15 protein-coding genes are annotated in these 16,881 nt (G+C 67.2%); 11 read left to right on the top strand and 4 right to left on the bottom strand.

All coding sequences use genetic code 11. From position 1 onward, the window contains the following. Positions 1–47 precede the first annotated feature (47 nt). The 4 genes from recG to J5837_RS08110 all read left to right on the top strand — a co-directional run bounded on the left by recG (position 48) and on the right by J5837_RS08110 (position 5,085). Positions 48–2,162 carry an ATP-dependent DNA helicase RecG gene (gene recG / locus J5837_RS08095; RefSeq protein WP_210536273.1) on the top strand — a complete coding sequence of 705 codons (2,115 nt, stop codon included), beginning with the start codon at positions 48–50 and terminating at the stop codon, positions 2,160–2,162. 104 nt (positions 2,163–2,266) lie between these two features. Then, a complete protein-coding gene (locus J5837_RS08100; protein WP_210536274.1) occupies positions 2,267–3,208 on the top strand; it encodes a nucleoside hydrolase in 942 nt (313 codons plus the stop codon). Between the two features lie 113 nt (positions 3,209–3,321). After that, a complete protein-coding gene (locus J5837_RS08105; protein WP_210536275.1) occupies positions 3,322–3,567 on the top strand; it encodes a type B 50S ribosomal protein L31 in 246 nt (81 codons plus the stop codon). 228 nt (positions 3,568–3,795) lie between these two features. Beyond that, complete coding sequence (locus tag J5837_RS08110; RefSeq protein WP_210536276.1) at positions 3,796–5,085, top strand: citrate synthase; 1,290 nt, start codon at positions 3,796–3,798, stop codon at positions 5,083–5,085. A 69-nt stretch (positions 5,086–5,154) separates the two neighbouring features. On the opposite strand, the gene J5837_RS08115 is transcribed toward J5837_RS08110, so the two are convergent. After that, entirely contained in the window at positions 5,155–5,664 is a 510-nt protein-coding gene (locus J5837_RS08115; protein WP_210536277.1) for a cysteine hydrolase family protein, read from the bottom strand. A 112-nt stretch (positions 5,665–5,776) separates the two neighbouring features. Between J5837_RS08115 and J5837_RS08120 the strand changes: the two genes are divergently transcribed. Further along, positions 5,777–6,175, top strand: a complete 399-nt coding sequence (locus tag J5837_RS08120; protein ID WP_210536278.1) for an Lrp/AsnC family transcriptional regulator — start codon at positions 5,777–5,779, stop codon at positions 6,173–6,175. 52 nt (positions 6,176–6,227) lie between these two features. Here J5837_RS08120 and J5837_RS08125 read toward each other — a convergent pair whose 3' ends face one another. From J5837_RS08125 to J5837_RS08135, 3 genes are all read right to left on the bottom strand, one after another. Continuing rightward, positions 6,228–7,106, bottom strand: a complete 879-nt coding sequence (locus J5837_RS08125) for a methyltransferase, TIGR04325 family (protein ID WP_210536279.1) — start codon at positions 7,104–7,106, stop codon at positions 6,228–6,230. 107 nt (positions 7,107–7,213) lie between these two features. Next, positions 7,214–7,879, bottom strand: a complete 666-nt coding sequence (locus J5837_RS08130; protein ID WP_210536280.1) for a hypothetical protein — start codon at positions 7,877–7,879, stop codon at positions 7,214–7,216. An 81-nt stretch (positions 7,880–7,960) separates the two neighbouring features. Then, entirely contained in the window at positions 7,961–10,393 is a 2,433-nt protein-coding gene (locus tag J5837_RS08135) for a penicillin-binding protein 1A (protein WP_210536281.1), read from the bottom strand. Positions 10,394–10,620: 227 nt separating this feature from the next. On the opposite strand from J5837_RS08135, the gene J5837_RS08140 reads away from it, so the two are divergent. The 6 genes from J5837_RS08140 (at position 10,621) to J5837_RS08165 (ending at position 16,813) form a co-directional block, all read left to right on the top strand. Next, positions 10,621–11,679 carry a pilus assembly protein PilM gene (locus tag J5837_RS08140; protein WP_342345519.1) on the top strand — a complete coding sequence of 353 codons (1,059 nt, stop codon included), beginning with the start codon at positions 10,621–10,623 and terminating at the stop codon, positions 11,677–11,679. Beyond that, entirely contained in the window at positions 11,679–12,401 is a 723-nt protein-coding gene (locus tag J5837_RS08145; RefSeq protein ID WP_210536283.1) for a PilN domain-containing protein, read from the top strand. Before J5837_RS08140 ends, J5837_RS08145 begins: the two co-directional genes overlap by 1 nt. After that, a complete protein-coding gene (locus J5837_RS08150) occupies positions 12,398–13,093 on the top strand; it encodes a type IV pilus inner membrane component PilO (protein ID WP_210536284.1) in 696 nt (231 codons plus the stop codon). Before J5837_RS08145 ends, J5837_RS08150 begins: the two co-directional genes overlap by 4 nt. A gap of 26 nt (positions 13,094–13,119) precedes the next feature. Continuing rightward, the gene (locus tag J5837_RS08155; protein ID WP_210536285.1) at positions 13,120–13,638 is read left to right on the top strand and encodes a pilus assembly protein PilP; all 519 of its coding nucleotides are present in this window, start codon (positions 13,120–13,122) and stop codon (positions 13,636–13,638) included. Between the two features lie 14 nt (positions 13,639–13,652). Next, positions 13,653–15,656 carry a type IV pilus secretin PilQ gene (locus J5837_RS08160; protein WP_425504832.1) on the top strand — a complete coding sequence of 668 codons (2,004 nt, stop codon included), beginning with the start codon at positions 13,653–13,655 and terminating at the stop codon, positions 15,654–15,656. Positions 15,657–15,799: 143 nt separating this feature from the next. Next, positions 15,800–16,813, top strand: coding sequence for an AAA family ATPase (locus J5837_RS08165; protein ID WP_210536982.1), 1,014 nt, complete (start codon positions 15,800–15,802; stop codon positions 16,811–16,813). The last annotated feature ends 68 nt before the right edge of the window (positions 16,814–16,881 follow it).

The raw sequence follows: 16,881 nt of genomic DNA on the forward strand, positions 1-16,881 counted from the left end.
GGGAAATCCGACTGGCGCGGCGCGCGCGCTGCCGGCATGCTTAGTCCATGCCGGCAGCAGCAAGCCCAGCGAAAGATTCCGCGGTTTCCGCGTTCGACCAACCCATCGCCCGCCTGACGGGCGCGGGCCCGCGCGTGCTCGAAAAGCTCGCCGCGCGCGGCTTGTCGACCTTGCAGGACCTGTGGCTGCACCTGCCGCTGCGCTACGAGGACCGCACCACGTTGACCCCGATCCGCGCGCTGCAAGCCGGCGTGGCGGCGCAGGTGGAAGGCACGGTGGAAGCGGTGGAGCGCGGCTTCCGCTACCGGCCGATGCTGCGGGTGGCCATCGGCGACGACTCGCAGGCCACCCTGGTGCTGCGCTTCTTCCATTTCCGCTCGCAGCAGGTCAACCAGTTCCGGGTCGGCGCGCGCGTGCGCTGCTACGGCACGCCGCGTGCCGGCCAACATGGGTTGGAGATCGTCCACCCCAGCTATCGCGTGCTCGAGGAAAGCGATGCCGGCGAACTCGGCGAGCAGCTCGACCCGGTCTACCCGGCGATCGAGGGAATCGGTCCGGCGACGCTGCGCAAGCTGATCGTGCAGGCGCTGGACCGATTGCCCGACGAGGCGTCGCTGGAATTGCTGCCCTCCGAATGGCTGCAGGGCCTGGGCCTGCCTTCGCTGCGCACCGCGCTGCTGGCGATGCATCGGCCCGCGCGCGATGCCGACCTGGCCGCGCTGGCTGCCGGCACCCATCCCGCGCAGCGTCGGCTGGCGCTGGAAGAACTGCTCGCCCATCACCTCAGCCTGCGGCGCCAGCGCATCGCCTTGCAACGGCATCGTGCACCCGCGTTGAAGGGGCAGGGTGCGCTGGCGAAGCGGTTGCAGGACGCGCTGCCATTCGAGCTGACCGGCGCGCAGCAGCGGGTGTTCGCCCAGGTCCGCCACGACCTGGCCCAGCCTTCGCCGATGCTGCGGCTAGTGCAGGGCGATGTCGGTTCCGGCAAAACCGTGGTCGCGGCGCTGGCCGCGATGCTGGCGGTCGAAGCCGGCAAACAGGCCGCACTGGCCGCGCCGACCGAATTGCTGGCCGAGCAGCACCTCGCCAACCTGCGCGCATGGCTGGAACCGCTGGGCGTGCGCGTCGCCTGGCTGGCCGGCAAGGTCACCGGCAAGGCGCGCGCGACGGTGCTGGCCGACGTCGCCAGCGGCGCGGCGCAGGTCGTGGTTGGCACCCACGCGTTGATGCAGGAGGGCGTGGCCTTCCACGACCTGGCCCTCGCCATCGTCGACGAGCAGCATCGCTTCGGCGTGCACCAGCGCCTGGCGCTGCGCGAGAAAGGCGCCAGCGACGACGCGGTTCCACACCAGCTGGTGATGACCGCGACGCCGATCCCGCGCACGCTGGCAATGGCCGCCTACGCCGACCTGGACGTGTCCGCCATCGACGAGCTCCCGCCCGGACGCACGCCGGTGCAGACCATCGCGTTGAGCGGCGAACGGCGGCCGGAGCTGGTCGAGCGCATCCGCGCCGCCTGCGCCGAAGGCCGGCAGGCGTACTGGGTATGCACCCTGATCGACGACAGCGATGAAGTCGTCGCCCAGGCCGCGCAGACCACGTTCGAACAACTGTCGGCGGCGATGCCCGAACTGCGTATCGCCCTGGTGCATGGACGGATGAAGGCGGGCGACAAGCAGGCGACGATGCGCGCGTTCAAGCAGGGCGATGTCGACCTGCTGGTCGCGACCACGGTCATAGAGGTGGGCGTCGACGTGCCCAATGCCTCGCTGATGATCGTCGAGAACGCCGAACGCCTCGGCCTGGCCCAGTTGCACCAGTTGCGTGGACGCGTCGGGCGCGGCGCCACCGCTTCAACCTGCGTGCTGCTGTACCAGCCGCCGCTGTCGCAGATGGCCAAGCAACGGCTCGCCACGTTGCGCGAAACCAACGACGGCTTCGTCATTGCCGAGAAGGACCTGGAACTGCGCGGCCCCGGCGAACTGCTCGGCACCCGCCAGACCGGCCTGGCGAACTTCCGCGTCGCCGATCTCGCCCGCGATGCCGCATTGCTGCCGCAGGTGCGCGAATTGGCCGAACGGCTGCTGCACGAGTCGCCCGCGCTCGCGGACCGCATCATCGGCCGCTGGGTCGGCGGCGCGGCGAGGTATGCTTCGGCCTAGCCTGTCGTTCCGAGCGAAGCGAGGGATCCGCTTTGCGCAGGCCGTGAAAGCGGATCCCTCACTGCGTTCGGGATGACATCGTTTGTCATCCCTGGAGAAATCGAGTGACGAAGAAGATCCCCCTGCTGATCGACACCGACCCGGGCGTCGATGATGCGCTGGCCATCCTGATGGCATTCAACGACGCGGACCACGAAGTGGTCGGCCTGAGCATCGCCGCCGGCAACGTCGGCCTCGAGTACACCGTGCGCAACGCGCTGAAGCTGTGCGAGGTTGCCGGTCGCGACGACATTCCGGTGTTCGCCGGCTGCGATTCGCCGCTGGTGCTGGCGCCGCGCGAGGACGCGGCGCACGTCCATGGCCGCGATGGCTTCGGCGATTCCGGATTCGAACCGGCCGCGCGCGAGGCGGAAAGCGAGCATGCGGCGCTGGCGATCCTGCGCCTGTCGCACGAACACGCGGGCCGCCTGTTGCTGGTCGCACTGGGGCCGCTGACCAACATCGCCCTGGCGCTGAAGCTGGATCCGACCCTGCCGCAGCGCGTCGCGCGCTTCGTGGTCATGGGCGGCGCGGTCAGCGCCCACGGCAACATCACCGCGGCCGCCGAATTCAACGTCGCCTTCGACCCGGAGGCGGCGCACGTGGTGTTCGAGGCCTTCCCGCATTTCGACCTGGCCGATTGGGAAGCGACCATCGCCCACGGCTTCCACCACCAGAAGGCCGAACGCTGGCTGCAGGCCGCATCGCCGCGCGCCCGTTTCTATGACCGCATCTCGCTGCAGACCCGCAAGTGGTCGGCCGACCGCCGCGGCGAGCTGTGGCATAGCGCCGACGCGCTGGCGATGGCCTTTGCCCTGCAGCCGGACGGCGCGACCCGGCTGGCCGAGCGCCCCGTGCAGGTCGAACTGGCCGGCGCCCTGACCCGCGGCGCCACCGTCACCGACTGGAACCGGCAGACCGGTCGGCCGGACAACGCCCGGATCCTGCTGGGCTACGACCAGGCCCGGTTCGAGGCGCTGGTCGAGGCGGCGCTGGCGGCGGGGTAGGGCGGGCTTGCGGCGAGACTGCCGGAGCGGGTAAAATGCCCGGCTCGCTCTGCCCGGATTCGAGCCGACTCGGCCGGCAGTTTGCTTCCTCAACTACCGCAAAAGGTGCCGCCATGAAGGCCGACATCCATCCGAACTACCGCGCCGTGGTTTTCCACGACGTCACCTCCGACTTCAAGATCCTGACCAAGTCGACCATTCCCACCAAGGAAACGGTCAAGTGGGAAGACGGCCAGGAGTACCCGCTGGTCAAGGTCGAAATTTCCTCGGCTTCGCACCCGTTCTACACCGGCAAGCACAAGGTCGTGGACACCGGCGGCCGCATCGACAAGTTCCAGAAGCGCTACCAGAAGCAGTAATCGCCGCTTCCACGTGGTGCCCGACGGCCGCGCTTGCGCGGCCGTTCGCGTTTCCGGGTTCCGCCTCGCGGGCACGCCTCCGTGCCGCCCGGCTGGTCCGACTTTGGTCGCGTTTCGAGCGACGGCTCAAGGTCGCTATGCGATAATTCGCGTTCCTCGCGGTTCGCGACGCGGACCGATGGCGCAAGCCATTCCCTCCCCCGGGACATACTTACGAAGGAGCATGTTGTGTCCGAACTCGACCATGTCACGTTGAATGCAGGCGACAAGAGCGTCGACCTGCCGGTTCTGAAACCGACGCTGGGCAACGATTGCATCGACATCGCCAAGCTGACCAAGGAAACCGGGCTTTTCACCTACGACTCCGGCTTCACCGCCACCGCCAGCTGCAAGTCGGCGATCACCTACATCGACGGCGACAAGGGCGTGCTGCTGTACCGCGGCTACCCGATCGAGCAGCTCGCGGCGAAGTCCAGCTTCCTCGAAGTGGCCTACCTGCTGATGAACGGCGAACTGCCGACCGCGGCGGAGTTCACCAAGTTCGAGGACGAGGTCACCCACCACACGATGATGCACGAGTCGCTGAAGAACTTCCTCGGCGGCTTCCACTACGACGCGCACCCGATGGCCATGCTGGCCGGCACGGTCGCTTCGCTTTCGGCGTTCTACCACGACACGCTGGACCTCGAGGATCCGGAACAGCGCCGCCTCGCCGCGATCCGCCTGCTGGCGAAGATGCCGACCCTGGCCGCTGCCGCATACCGCTATTCGATCGGCTGGCCGATCCGCTATCCGCGCAACAACCTCGAGTACGTCAATCGCTTCCTGCACATGATGTTCGAAGTGCCGAGCGAGCCGCTGGACCTCAACCCGGTGGTGGCCAAGGCGCTGGACCTGCTGTTCATCCTGCACGCCGACCACGAGCAGAACGCGTCCACCAGCACCGTGCGCATGGTCGGCTCGACCGGTGCCAATCCGTACGCCTCGGTCGCTGCCGGCATCACCGCGCTGTGGGGCCCCGCGCATGGCGGCGCCAACGAGGCGGTGCTGAAGATGCTGGAAGAGATCGGTACCCCGGACAAGGTCGAGAGCGCCGTGGCCAAGGCCAAGGACAAGGAATCGGGTTTCCGCCTGATGGGCTTCGGCCACCGCGTGTACAAGAACTTCGACCCGCGCGCCAAGATCATCCGCGAAATGACCCACAAGGTACTGGGCGAGCTGGGCGTCAACGATCCGCTGCTGGAAGTGGCGATGAAGCTGGAAGAGGCCGCACTGAAGGACGACTACTTCATCCAGCGCAAGCTGTACCCGAACGTCGACTTCTACAGCGGCATCATCTACAAGGCGCTGAAGATCCCGACCGAGATGTTCACGGTGATGTTCGCCATTGGCCGCACCGCCGGCTGGGTCTCGCACTGGCTGGAACAGCAGGTCGACCCGGAAGCCAAGATCGGCCGTCCGCGCCAGATCTATACCGGCTACGACGTGCGCGACTACAAGGACATCGGCGGGCGCTGATCGCCGCATCCGCGAACCGCAAGAACGAAAAAGGCTCCGCGAGGGGCCTTCTTCGTTCCTGCCGGCCTCTCAGGCGGCTTCGGCATCGGCCACCAGCGCCACGCGCGTGGACAACGCATTCAGCGCGAAGCGATGGATGGCCGGGTCGACGGTCGTCGTGCAATCGCTCAGCACGCTGACCCGATAGGGGTCGGCTCCGCGCGAAAGCGCGGTATGGGCGATGCAGTTCTGGGTCATCATGCCGGCGATGCGCAGGTGGTCCACGCCACGGCCGGCCAGCACTTCGCCGAGCCCGGTCTGGTGGAAGCTGTCGGCGAATCGCTTGACCACCACCGGTGCGTCCGGCGCCGCGGCGAGGATGCGCGGATGGATCTCCGCACCCGGCGTGCCCGCCTTCAGCAACGGACTGTCGGACGTGGCGGCCAGGTGCTGGACCAGTACGACCGGTTCGCCGCGTTGGCGCGCGCGCCCGATGGCAGCCACGGTGGCGTCGAGGGTGGCGGCGGTGTTCCAGAGTGGGAACGCGCCATCGGGGAAGTAATCGTTCTGGACGTCGATGACGAGCAGTGCGGCGGTCATGGTTGTCTCGGTGTCTTGGGTTGCGGACTATCCTAGTGAGGCACCCGCGGCCGCGACATTGCGATCCGCAAGATTTCGCGCCGTTCCGCTTGAACCCTGAAAGAAGATGACGATGGACAAGATCGGCCGCGCCATCCTGGCGCACCTGGCGCGCGATGCGCGCCTCACCTGGCAGGAACTCGGGCGACAGGTGCACCTGTCCGGCCAGGCGGTGGCCACGCGCGTGCAGCAGATGGTGGACGCCGGCACGATCCGCCGCTTCACCGTGCTGCGCGGCGACCTGCGCCGCCATTTCGTCACCGTGTTCATGGACACCAACCGCTTCGACGAATTCGAATCGTTCCTGCAGGCGCGCGAAGAAGTGGAGAGCGCAAGCAAGGTGGTGGGCGAAGGCTGCTACTTCCTCACCCTGGCCTGCGAAGACGACGCGGCGCTCGAGGGCTTTACCCGGGACCTGCTGCGCTACGGCCGCTACAAGGTGTCCAGCGAGATGCGGCGGACGAAGGGCTAGCGCGCGTCGATTCCCGGCGCCTCCGGGAATGCCGCGCATCGCGCGGCGTTTTTCATTCGCCCGAGCCGTCGGATTCGCGGGTGAAATAGAAACCGTAATAACGGTCGATTCCATAGCCCGGATGGAAGGGTACGTGCAATTGCCGCTCGTGCAGGGACCAACGATCGCGCTCGGTATAGCCCAGATCGCGCATGGCGGCCAGCAACTGCGGGATTCCTTCGACGCGATAGGGGCATATCGCGATGCGCAGATTCTGCAGGGTGAAATAGCCGCGGGTGGGATGCAGCGGCGTCAGGTTGAACAGCACGTGGCGCGGCGGTCGCCGCAGGCGCTGCAGCAGCTGCGGCAGGCTGTAGTCGAGGTATTGCAGGGCGCCGCTGCTGATCAGCAGGTCGCAACCGTCGGCCTGCGCCGGATCGCCGGCGAAATGCAGGGCGCCGCGGAGGTCGTGGTCGCGGGCCCAATCGCGTCCTGCCTGCATCACCTGCGGCACGTCGTGCACGCACCAGTCCGTGCCGCGCGGCAGGTCGAGGTAACGACCGAAGCCGTAGTAGGCCAGGCCGATGTGTCCGCCCAGGTCGAAGACCTTGCGTGCTCCCCCGGCCAGCGCGCGCTCGAGCCAGAACATCGCCGCGTAATCGCAGCTGCGCACCTGTTGCAGTTGCGCACGGTATTTCCGCGCCGCCTCGGCGAGGTCGTAGGTGGCCGGCAGGCGCGCGGTGGACAGCGCCTCCGCAGCCCGTCGCGCTTCGTCGTGGCTGCCGTAGATTCCGTAGTACAGGTTGTCGACGCGCGCGGGCCGACGGAAAAGGCGCAGGTACAGCGGGCGGGCCAGCATGGCGATAACGGGCAGTTCCATCGCATCCAGGGCCAGGCGCAGCAGGCGCGTGCGATGGCCCTCGTTAAGCAGTCCCTCGGTGCTCTCGCTCATGTCCGCGCGTGTTCGCTGGGTCCGACCCGTTCGGAGAATCAACGTCGGACCGGGCGGCGGCCGGACACGAGGAACCCGCCAACCAGGGCGGCCGCCGGGCGCAGCGCCTACTCGGGAGAACCGGTTTCGTAGCCGGCGATCTCGTCTTCCGCAAGCAACTGCCGCAATTGCGCGATGGAGGCGCGGCGCATCGGCTTCTCGTCCACCGACGACAGCGGCGCCTGGCGCAGCGCGTCCAGCGGCAGCACGGTGGCGTCGAAGGTCAGGCCTTCCGCGCCGAACACCCAGACCGGCGCGTCGAGATTGCGTTCGCGATCCATGCGCAGCCGGCGCACGCGCGATTCGGCGGGAATGCCGTTTTCCTCCAGGAAGCGCGTGACCGCGTCGGGATCGTCTACGTGGAGGTGCAACATCACTGCGGCACCGGCATCGGCGGTGCCGTCCAGCACCGGGCCGACCAGGCGCGGCGAAAAATCGCGGAAGAAATCCAGCGCGCGCAGCGCGGCCTCGCGGCGCGTGCGCAGCGCCTGCGCATGGCCGGGACCGGCGAACAGGCGCTGGTATTCGCGCAGCGCGTCTTCGATCTCGCGGTTCCGCGGCAACGAAGCGTCGTCGAAGATGCCCAGCCGGCTGGCGGCCTTCAGCTTGGCCTGGTGGAAGTCGCGGATGCCGCCCTCGGCCATCAGTCGCGCGGCCTCGTGGGCGAGGCGGTGGCGGCGTTCGCGGGTGCGGGTCAACGCGTGTTCGTGGGCGTGACGGCGGGCTTGGTGCATGGCAGGCCTCCGCGTGGACCGTTTCGACTGTACACGATCCCGCTGAACCGCGGATGGCATGCCATCCGCGGCCTGCTCCGATCAGAAGATGTCGAACGCCTCTTCGTCCGGCACCGCATCCTGCGGGCCGAAGTCGTCGAAGTTCTGGATGCGGTCCAGATCCTCGGCCTTGACCCATTCGGTCGCACCGTTGAGGTTGAGCTGGACCATGCCGTCGGGCGGCTCGTTCTGCGCGACCGGCTGGTCCTTCAGCGCGACGCGCATGTAGTCGATCCAGATCGGCAACGCGGCACGGCCACCGTATTCGCCACGGCCGAGGCTGCGGAAATCGTCGCGGCCGACCCAGACCACGGTCGCATATGGGCCGCCGAAACCGCCGAACCATGCGTCGCGGTAATCGTTGGTCGAGCCGGTCTTGCCGCCGACGTCCTCGCGGTTGAGCACGCGCGCCGCGGTCGCGGTGCCGCGCAGCACCACGTCGCGCATCATCGACACCAGCTGGTAGGCGGTGCGTTCGTCGATGGCGCGCGGTGCGCTGGTCGCATCCGGGTCGATCGGCTTCGCCGGCGCGACCGGTTTCGGCTTGGCCGCGTCGGCGGCAGGCTTGGGCTTGGCCGAGCCCGCGGGGCCCAGGTCGAAGCCATCGACGACGTTGCTGACCGGCGCGACCGTGCCGTTGATGGCGAGGCCGCAACTGCGGCAGGCCAGCGCGGGCTTCTCCTTGAAGATCACGTTGCCTTCGCGATCCTTCACCTCGGCGATGAACCAAGGCGTGATCCGCGAGCCCCCGTTGGCGAAGGTGGCGTAGCCGCGCGCCATCGATATCGGGGTCAGCGAGGCGGTGCCCAGCGACATCGACAGGTTCGGCGGCAACTCGTTCTCGGCGAAGCCGAACTGGCTGATGTACTTGCGGGCGAAATCCACGCCGATGCTGTCGAGCAGGCGCACCGAAACCAGGTTCTTCGAACGCACCAGCGCTTCGCGAAGGCGCATCGGCCCGGAGAAACCGCCGCCGTCGTTCTGCGGCCGCCACATGTGGCCGCGGCGGTCGCGGAACACCACCGGCGCGTCCAGCACGATCGACGCGGGGTTGAAGCCCTTGTCGAACGCCGCCGCGTACACGAACGGCTTGAAGCTGGAGCCCGGCTGGCGTCGCGCCTGGGTCGCGCGGTTGAACTTGTTGCCGGCGAAGCTGTAGCCACCGATGATCGCCTTCAATGCGCCGCTGTTGGCGTCCAGCGACACCAGCGCGGCCTGGGCCTGCGGTACCTGGTCGATGGTGAATTCGCCGGGCTGGGCCCCGGCCTCGATCCGTACCAGATCGCCGCGCTTGAGCAGGGCGGCCGGAGTCTTGCCGGTCCACTTGCTGGCCGAAGCGGGGAGGGCGATCTCGCGCGCGTCGGCGGTGACCACAGTCGCGCCGCCGTCGGCGTTGACCTTCGCCACGATGCTGGGCAACAGGCCGGCCTGCGGCGGGATGCCGATCAGCTTCTCCGCCAGTGCCTTGGCGTCCGCGTCCGCCGGCAGGTCGAAATGCTGCTCGACGCCATGCCAGCCGTGGCGGTGGTCGTACAGGCTGAGGCCGTCGCGCACCGCCTTGTCGGCGGCCTGCTGTGCCACCGGGTCGATCGTGGTGGTGACGTGGTAGCCCTTGGTCAGCACGTCGCCGCCGAAGCGGGCGACCATTTCCTGGCGGACCATTTCCGCCACGTACGGCGCATAGACCTCGACCGGCCGCTCGTGCGGCGCGGCGTGCATCGGCTCGGCCTTGGCCAGGGCGGCTTCGGCCGGGGTGATGTAGCGGTCCTCGACCATGCGGTCCAGCACGTAGACCACGCGTTCGTGGTTGCGGTCCGGGTTGCTTATCGGATTGCCGCTGGAAGGGAACTTGAGCGAGCTGACCAGGGTGGCGGTTTCCGCCAGGGTGAGCTGGTCCAGGGGCTTGCCGTAGTAGAACTCGGCCGCGGCGGCCACGCCGTAAGCGCGGTTACCGAAGAAACTCTTGTTCAGGTACAGCTCGAAGATCTCGTCCTTGCTCAGCATCTTTTCGATGCGGATGGCCAGCAGCATGTCCTGCAGCTTGCGGGTATAGCTGTATTCGCCGCTGAGGAAGACCTGCTTGGCCACCTGCTGGGTGATGGTGCTGCCGCCGGCCACGCGGCCTTCCTTGCCGGTGACGATCTGCCAGATCGCGCGGCTGATGCCCTTGGGCGAGACCCCGTTGTGCTTGTAGAAATCGGCGTCTTCGGCCGCGATGAAGGCCTGCTTGACCCGCGCCGGCACGTTGGCGATGGCCACGGGATAACGCCTGGTTTCGCCGAACAGGCCGATCAGGCGGCCGTCGCTGGCGTAGATGTAAAGGGGCTCCTGCAGCTCCACGTTGCGCAGGGTGCGCGCGTCGGGAAGCTTGGAAGACACTGCGTAGTAGATGGCCCCAAGCCCGATGGCCGCGATCAGGATCAGAGCGAGTCCGGCGTAGATTGCCCAGCGCAGCAGGCGTCGGAGACGGGGCATGGATGAGCTTTTCGTTCTCAGGACAAGAGAGTATAAATTAGGGAAGATAGGGGCGGAGTGCTCGAGCGGGGACGGCGGGCGGCGGGGTTTCGCGCTATTGATGTTCGTTTTTGTGACCGATGGTGGCGTTGCGCAGCGTTTGAGTGATTGCCAGAGTTCAGCGGGCCGTTATGTAATGGCCCGGTGCATGCAAGCACGTCGTTGTGCCCGTCGGAAGGGGGAAAACCGTGGGGCTTATTCCGAGAAGTCAGGCGCCGCTGATCGGCGTTGATATCAGTTCGACTGCGGTCAAGCTGCTGCAGTTGTCGCGCGCGGGCAACCGCTACCGGGTCGACCACTACGCGGTCGAGCCGTTGCCGCCCAATGCCGTGGTGGAAAAGAACATCGTCGAGGTCGAGGCCGTGGGCGAGGCGATCCGCCGCGCGGTGACCCGTTCAGGAACGCGAAGCAAGTCCGCCGCGGCCGCCGTGGCGGGCTCCGCGGTGATCACCCGGGTGATCCCGGTGCCGGTCGACATCGACGGGGACGACCTCGAGGCCCATGTCGAGCTGGAGGCCGCCAACTACATTCCCTATCCGATCGAGGAAGTGAACCTCGATTTCGAGGTGTTGGGCCCGATGCCCAACAACCCCGAAATGAACCAGGTGCTGCTGGCCGCCTCGCGCAGCGAGAACGTCGAGCTGCGCCAGTCGGCGTTGGAGCTGGCCGGGCTGACCGCCAAGGTCATGGATGTCGAGGCCTTCGCGATCGAGAACGCATTCGCCTTGGTCGCCAACGACCTGGCCCTGCCGCACGACGCCCTGGTCACGCTGGTCGACATCGGCGCGACCATGACCACGCTCAACGTGTTGCGCGGCGGCCGCAGTCTGTACAGCCGCGAACAGGTGTTCGGCGGCAAGCAGCTGACCGACGAAGTGATGCGCCGCTACGGGCTGACCTACGAGGAAGCCGGCCAGGCCAAGCGCCTGGGCGGCCTGCCCGAGAGTTACCACGCCGAAGTCCTGCAGCCGTTCAAGGAGGCTGCCGTGCAGCAGGTCAGCCGCCTGCTGCAGTTCTTCTACGCCGGCAGCGAATACAACCGGGTCGACAAGATCGTGCTGGCTGGCGGTTGCGCCTCGATCGATGGCTTGGCCCGCATGATCGAGGACCAGCTCGGCGTGTCCACCCAGGTGGCCAATCCGCTGGCGCAGATGTCCTTGGGTTCGGGCCTGCAGGCCCATGCGCTGGCCCAGGATGCGCCGGCGCTGATGATCGCTTGCGGACTGGCCCTGAGGAGCTTCGACTGATGGCCAGGATCAACCTGTTGCCCTGGCGCGCAGAGCGCCGCCAGCAACGCCAACGCGAGTTCTACGGCTGGCTGGGCATGGCGGCGCTGGCGGGCGTGGCACTGTCCTTGCTGATCTGGCTGTATTACGGCGCCCAGATCAGCGGCCAGAACGACCGCAACGAATACCTGCGCGGCGAGATCGCCAAGGTCGACAAGGACATCGAGCAGATCAAGGAACTGGACAAGCAGAAGGACCGGCTGCTGGCGCGCAAGAAGGTGATCGAGGAACTGCAGGCCAACCGCTCGCAGATGGTCCACCTGTTCGATTCGCTGGTCCGCACCATTCCGGACGGAGTGGCGCTGACCAGCCTGAAGCAGGAAGGCGACATCCTGACCCTGGAAGGACGTGCGCAGTCCAATGCGCGGGTCAGCGACTACATGCGCACCCTGGAGCGTTCGGGCTGGATGACCAATCCCGACCTGTCGATCATCGAGGCCAAGGCCATCGAAGGGCCGGCCGCGGCGCTGACCCGCCCGGGCCAGGCGTTGCCCTACATGTTCAACCTGAAGGTCAAGCTGGCCAATCCCAGCGAAGCCGATCCTGAAGCGGCAGCGGGTACCCCGGCCGCCGATGGCAGCAGCGCGCCGGCGCCTGCCGCGAACCCGGCGGCAACCGCGGCGCCTGCCCCCGCCAATCCGCCGGCCCCGGCCGCGCCCGCCTCGGGGGAGAAGAAGCCATGAGCCAGAAGAAATTCCGCCTGAGCGACCTGGACTTTAACAACATCGGCGGCTGGCCGAAGCAGGCCAAGATCGTGTTCTGCGTACTGGTCGGCCTGTTCATCCTGGTCATGGCCTGGCTGCTGCTGATCAAGGGCAAGCGCGAGGAGCTGCAGGGGCTGGAGCGGCAGGAAGCCGACCTGCGGATGGAATTCGAAACCAAGCAGGGCCGTGCCGCCAACCTGCAGCCGCTGAAACAGCAGCTGGCGCAGATGGAGCAGGTGCTGCAGCAGATGTTGCGGCAGCTGCCCAGCAAGACCGAAATGCCGGACCTGATCGTCGACATCTCGCAGACCGCGCTGTCCACGGGCCTGTCCAACCAGTTGTTCCAGCCGGGTGCGGAGACGCCGCGCGAGTTCTATGCCGAGCGGCCGATCGCCTTGCGAATGGTTGGCAGCTACCACCAGTTCGGTGCGTTCGTCAGTGGCGTGGCCTCCTTGCCGCGCGTGGTGATCCTGACCATGCACGACATCTCGCTGAAGCCCAAGGCCGGCAACAGGATCACCGGCAATACGCCGCTGGAACTCGCCGGCACGGTCAAGACCTACCGTTACCTGGATGAAGAAGAAACCGCCGCGCAGGCACAGGCGCAGCCGAAGCCGGGCGAGGCGGCGCCCGCCGCAGCGGCGCCGGCCGGCAAGCAGGGGGGCGCGTGAGCATGCAGGCGAATAACCTCCGTTCCATGGCGCGTGTCGCGGGCTTCGCCGCGCTGGCCATCGGCCTGGCGGCCTGTACCCGCAGCCTCACCAGCGGGCCGGATCCGGCGTCGAACCTCGAGAAATGGGTGGCAGAAGTGCGTGCGCGACCGGCGCCGCCGCTGGATCCGTTGCCGGTGATGCGCCAGTTCGAGACTTTCGAATACTCCGCGCAGAACATGCGCGACCCGTTCAGCGACGAATGGCAGGAACGCGACACCGGCGGCCTGCGCCCGGATCCGAACCGGCGCAAGGAAGCCCTGGAATCGTATCCGCTGGATAGCCTGGACATGGTCGGCACCATCGGCAAGGGGGCCGGGCTGGTGGCACTGGTGATGGCGCCCGACAAGGTGACCTACCGGGTGCGGCCGGGATCGTATCTGGGGCAGAGCGACGGTCGCGCCACGGGCGTGTACGAAGACCGTATCGAGCTGGTGGAATTGGTGCCCGATGGCGCAGGCGGCTGGCTGGAACGCCCGGCCTCGATCGCACTGGAAGATCAATGACTGGGGGTAGCACGATGACTGTTTTCCTGACCGAAACCCCGCGAGGCGGCCGACGCAACAGGGCGATCATGCGGGCCTGCGGGCTGGGCATCGCGCTGGCCCTGTCGCTGGCCGGCACGGCCATCGCCGCCACGCCGGGAACTGCGCCGATATCGAAGGGCGACCCGACCAAGCAGGTCGCAGGTACCGTTTCGGTGGCCGGCATCGACTTCAAGCGCGGCGATGGCGGCTCCGGCCGGTTGATCCTGAAGTTCAACGGCAGCGGCGCCGCCCCCGACCTGCGCAACCAGGAATCGGGCGTGGTCGTCGACATCGGCAACGCCAGCCTGCCGGCTGAACTGCAACGTCCGCTCAACGTGACCGATTTCGCCACCCCGGTGCAGCGCATCGACGCGCACAACGCCGGCAAGGGCGCGCAACTGGTGCTGAGCGTGCGGGGGCCGTACGAATCGCTGGCCTACCAGACCGGCAACGAGTACGTGGTGGAAATCGCGCCGCGCGCTTCGGCACCGGCTACGGGCGCCGCCTCCACGGCGGGCGCCAAGGCCTCTGGCCAGACGGGTTACCGCGGCAAGCCGGTGACGTTCAACTTCCAGGACGTGCCGGTGCGCACCGTGCTGCAGCTGATCGCCGAGGAGTCGAACCTCAACATCGTCGCCTCCGACACCGTGCAGGGCAACGTGACCCTGCGCCTGGTGAACGTGCCGTGGGACCAGGCGCTGGACATCGTGTTGCGCGCCAAGGGCCTGGACAAGCGGCGCGATGGCGGCGTGGTCTGGGTCGCTCCGCAGGCGGAGCTGGCCAAGTTCGAGCAGGACAAGGAAGACGCGCGCATCGCGATCGAGAACCGCGAAGAGCTGGTGACCGACTACATCCAGATCAACTACCACAGCGCCAACGCGATCTACAAGGCGCTGACCGAGGCCAAGGGCATCGGCGGCAGCGGAGGCAGCGGCAGCAATAGCAACGACAATGGCTTCCTCTCGCCGCGTGGCCGTCTGGTCGCGGACGAGCGTACCAATACCCTGATGATCAGCGACACGCCGAAGAAGGTCGCGCAGATGCGCGAACTGGTCAGCGTGATCGACCGTCCGGTCGACCAGGTGCTGATCGAGGGCCGCATCGTCATCGCCAACGACACCTTTGCCCGCGAACTGGGTGCCAAGTTCGGTATCAGCGGCTCCAAGGACAACGTCAGTTTCGGCGGCAACCTCGATGCGGCTCATGCCAACCGCAATTCGATCATCAGTACGGACATCGCCAACGCCAATTCGATCCGCAGCTGGGAAATTGCCCGTGACGCGGCCCTTGCTGCCGGCACTCCTGTGCCACCGCGCCCCGTCCTGGCCAACTCGACGATCACTACCACGCCGTCCAACTTCAACCTCCCGGCGGCGGTGGGCAGCTTCATCGGCAACAGTCCCGCGGCGTTGGCCTTCACCATCCTCAATGCCGGCTACTACCTCGACGTTGAACTGTCGGCGCTGCAGGAAGAAGGCCGCGGCGAAGTGATCAGCAATCCGCGCATCGTCACCAGCAACCAGCGCGAAGCGGTGATCCGCCAAGGCTCGCAGGTCGGCTATGTGACCCAGACGGGTACCGGTGCGGCCGGCGGCCAGGCGCTGCCCAGCGTGCAGTTCAAGGACGTGGTGCTGGAACTGAAGGTCACCCCGACCATCACCAACGACAACCGCGTGTTCCTGAACCTGGCGGTGAAGAAGGACGAGATCGAGGGCTTCGTCGATACCTCGATCGGCAGCGTGCCGCAGATCGCCACCCGCGAGATCAACACCGCAGTGCTGATCGACGACGGCCAGACCGTGGTCATCGGCGGCGTGTACGAGTTCAAGGACCAGCAGAGCCTGTCCAAGGTCCCGTTCCTGGGCGATATCCCGATCCTCGGCAACCTGTTCAAGAAGCGTGGCCGCAGCAAGGACAAGGCCGAACTGCTGATCTTCGTCACCCCGAAGATCATGCGCGTGGCCCAGACCGCCGGCGCCGACCGCGTGCGTCGCTGAGCGGAAAACGTGAAAGCTGCAACGAAACGGGGCCGCATGGCCCCGTTTCTTTTTGCTCGGTGGCTTGAAGCTGAATCCGCCGTGCCGTATGTCGAACCAATCCGGCGCGCTTCGGTCAAAATCGGCCTGTCTCCCCCCGATGGATCGCCGTGGACACGTCGACGCCCCCCGAATTGCCTGTTGCCTCCCGCCTGCACGGACGTTTCCAGGAACTCCGCGACAGCCTCTCGCAGACGATCGTCGGCCAGTCCGCGCTGGTCGAGCGCCTCCTGATCGCCCTGCTGGCCGATGGCCACCTGTTGGTCGAAGGCGCGCCGGGGTTGGCCAAGACCACCGCGATCCGCGCCCTGGCCTCGCACCTGCACGCCGATTTCGCCCGGGTGCAGTTCACTCCCGACCTGCTGCCGGCCGACCTGACCGGCACCGAAGTCTGGCGCCCGCAGGACGGACGTTTCGAATTCCAGCCCGGACCGATCTTCCATCCGATCCTGCTGGCCGACGAGATCAACCGCGCACCGGCCAAGGTGCAGTCGGCCTTGCTCGAGGCAATGGGCGAACGCCAGGTCACCGTCGGCCGCCACACCTATCCATTGCCGCAGCTGTTCCTGGTGATGGCCACGCAGAACCCGATCGAACAGGAAGGCACGTTCCCGTTGCCGGAAGCGCAACTCGACCGCTTCCTGATGCACGTGCGCATCGGCTACCCGGAAGCCGCGGCGGAAACCGAGATCCTGCGCCTGGCCCGCGAACGCGCTCGCGAATCGCTGCAATCCGGTGCCGCGACCGTCGCCGACAAGCTGACTCCTGACGACGTTTTCGCCGCGCGGCGGGAAGTGCTCGATCTGCACGTGGCGCCGCAGCTGGAGCGCTACCTGGTCGAGCTGGTGCTGGCTTCGCGCGACGCGAAGCGCTACGACCCGCAACTGGCGCGGCGCATCGCCTGGGGTGCGAGTCCGCGCGGCTCCATCGCGCTGGAGCGCTGCGCGCGTGCGCGGGCGTGGCTGGCGGGGCGCGATTACGCGACGCCGGAGGACGTGCGTGCGATCGCGCCGGACGTGCTGCGCCATCGCGTGCTGCCGAGCTACGAGGCGACGGCCGAGGGCTGGGATGGCGACAGGTTGGTCGAAGCGCTGGTCGAGAAAGTGCCGCTGCCGTGAATCCGGTGGCCTTTCGCGCTTTTGTTTTCGCTCGTCGTTCCCGCGAAGGCGGGAATCGCTCTTCGCTT

Origin of the sequence: Pseudoxanthomonas helianthi (assembly GCF_017939625.1) — a bacterium.
Classification (GTDB): Bacteria; Pseudomonadota; Gammaproteobacteria; order Xanthomonadales; family Xanthomonadaceae; genus Pseudoxanthomonas_A; species Pseudoxanthomonas_A helianthi.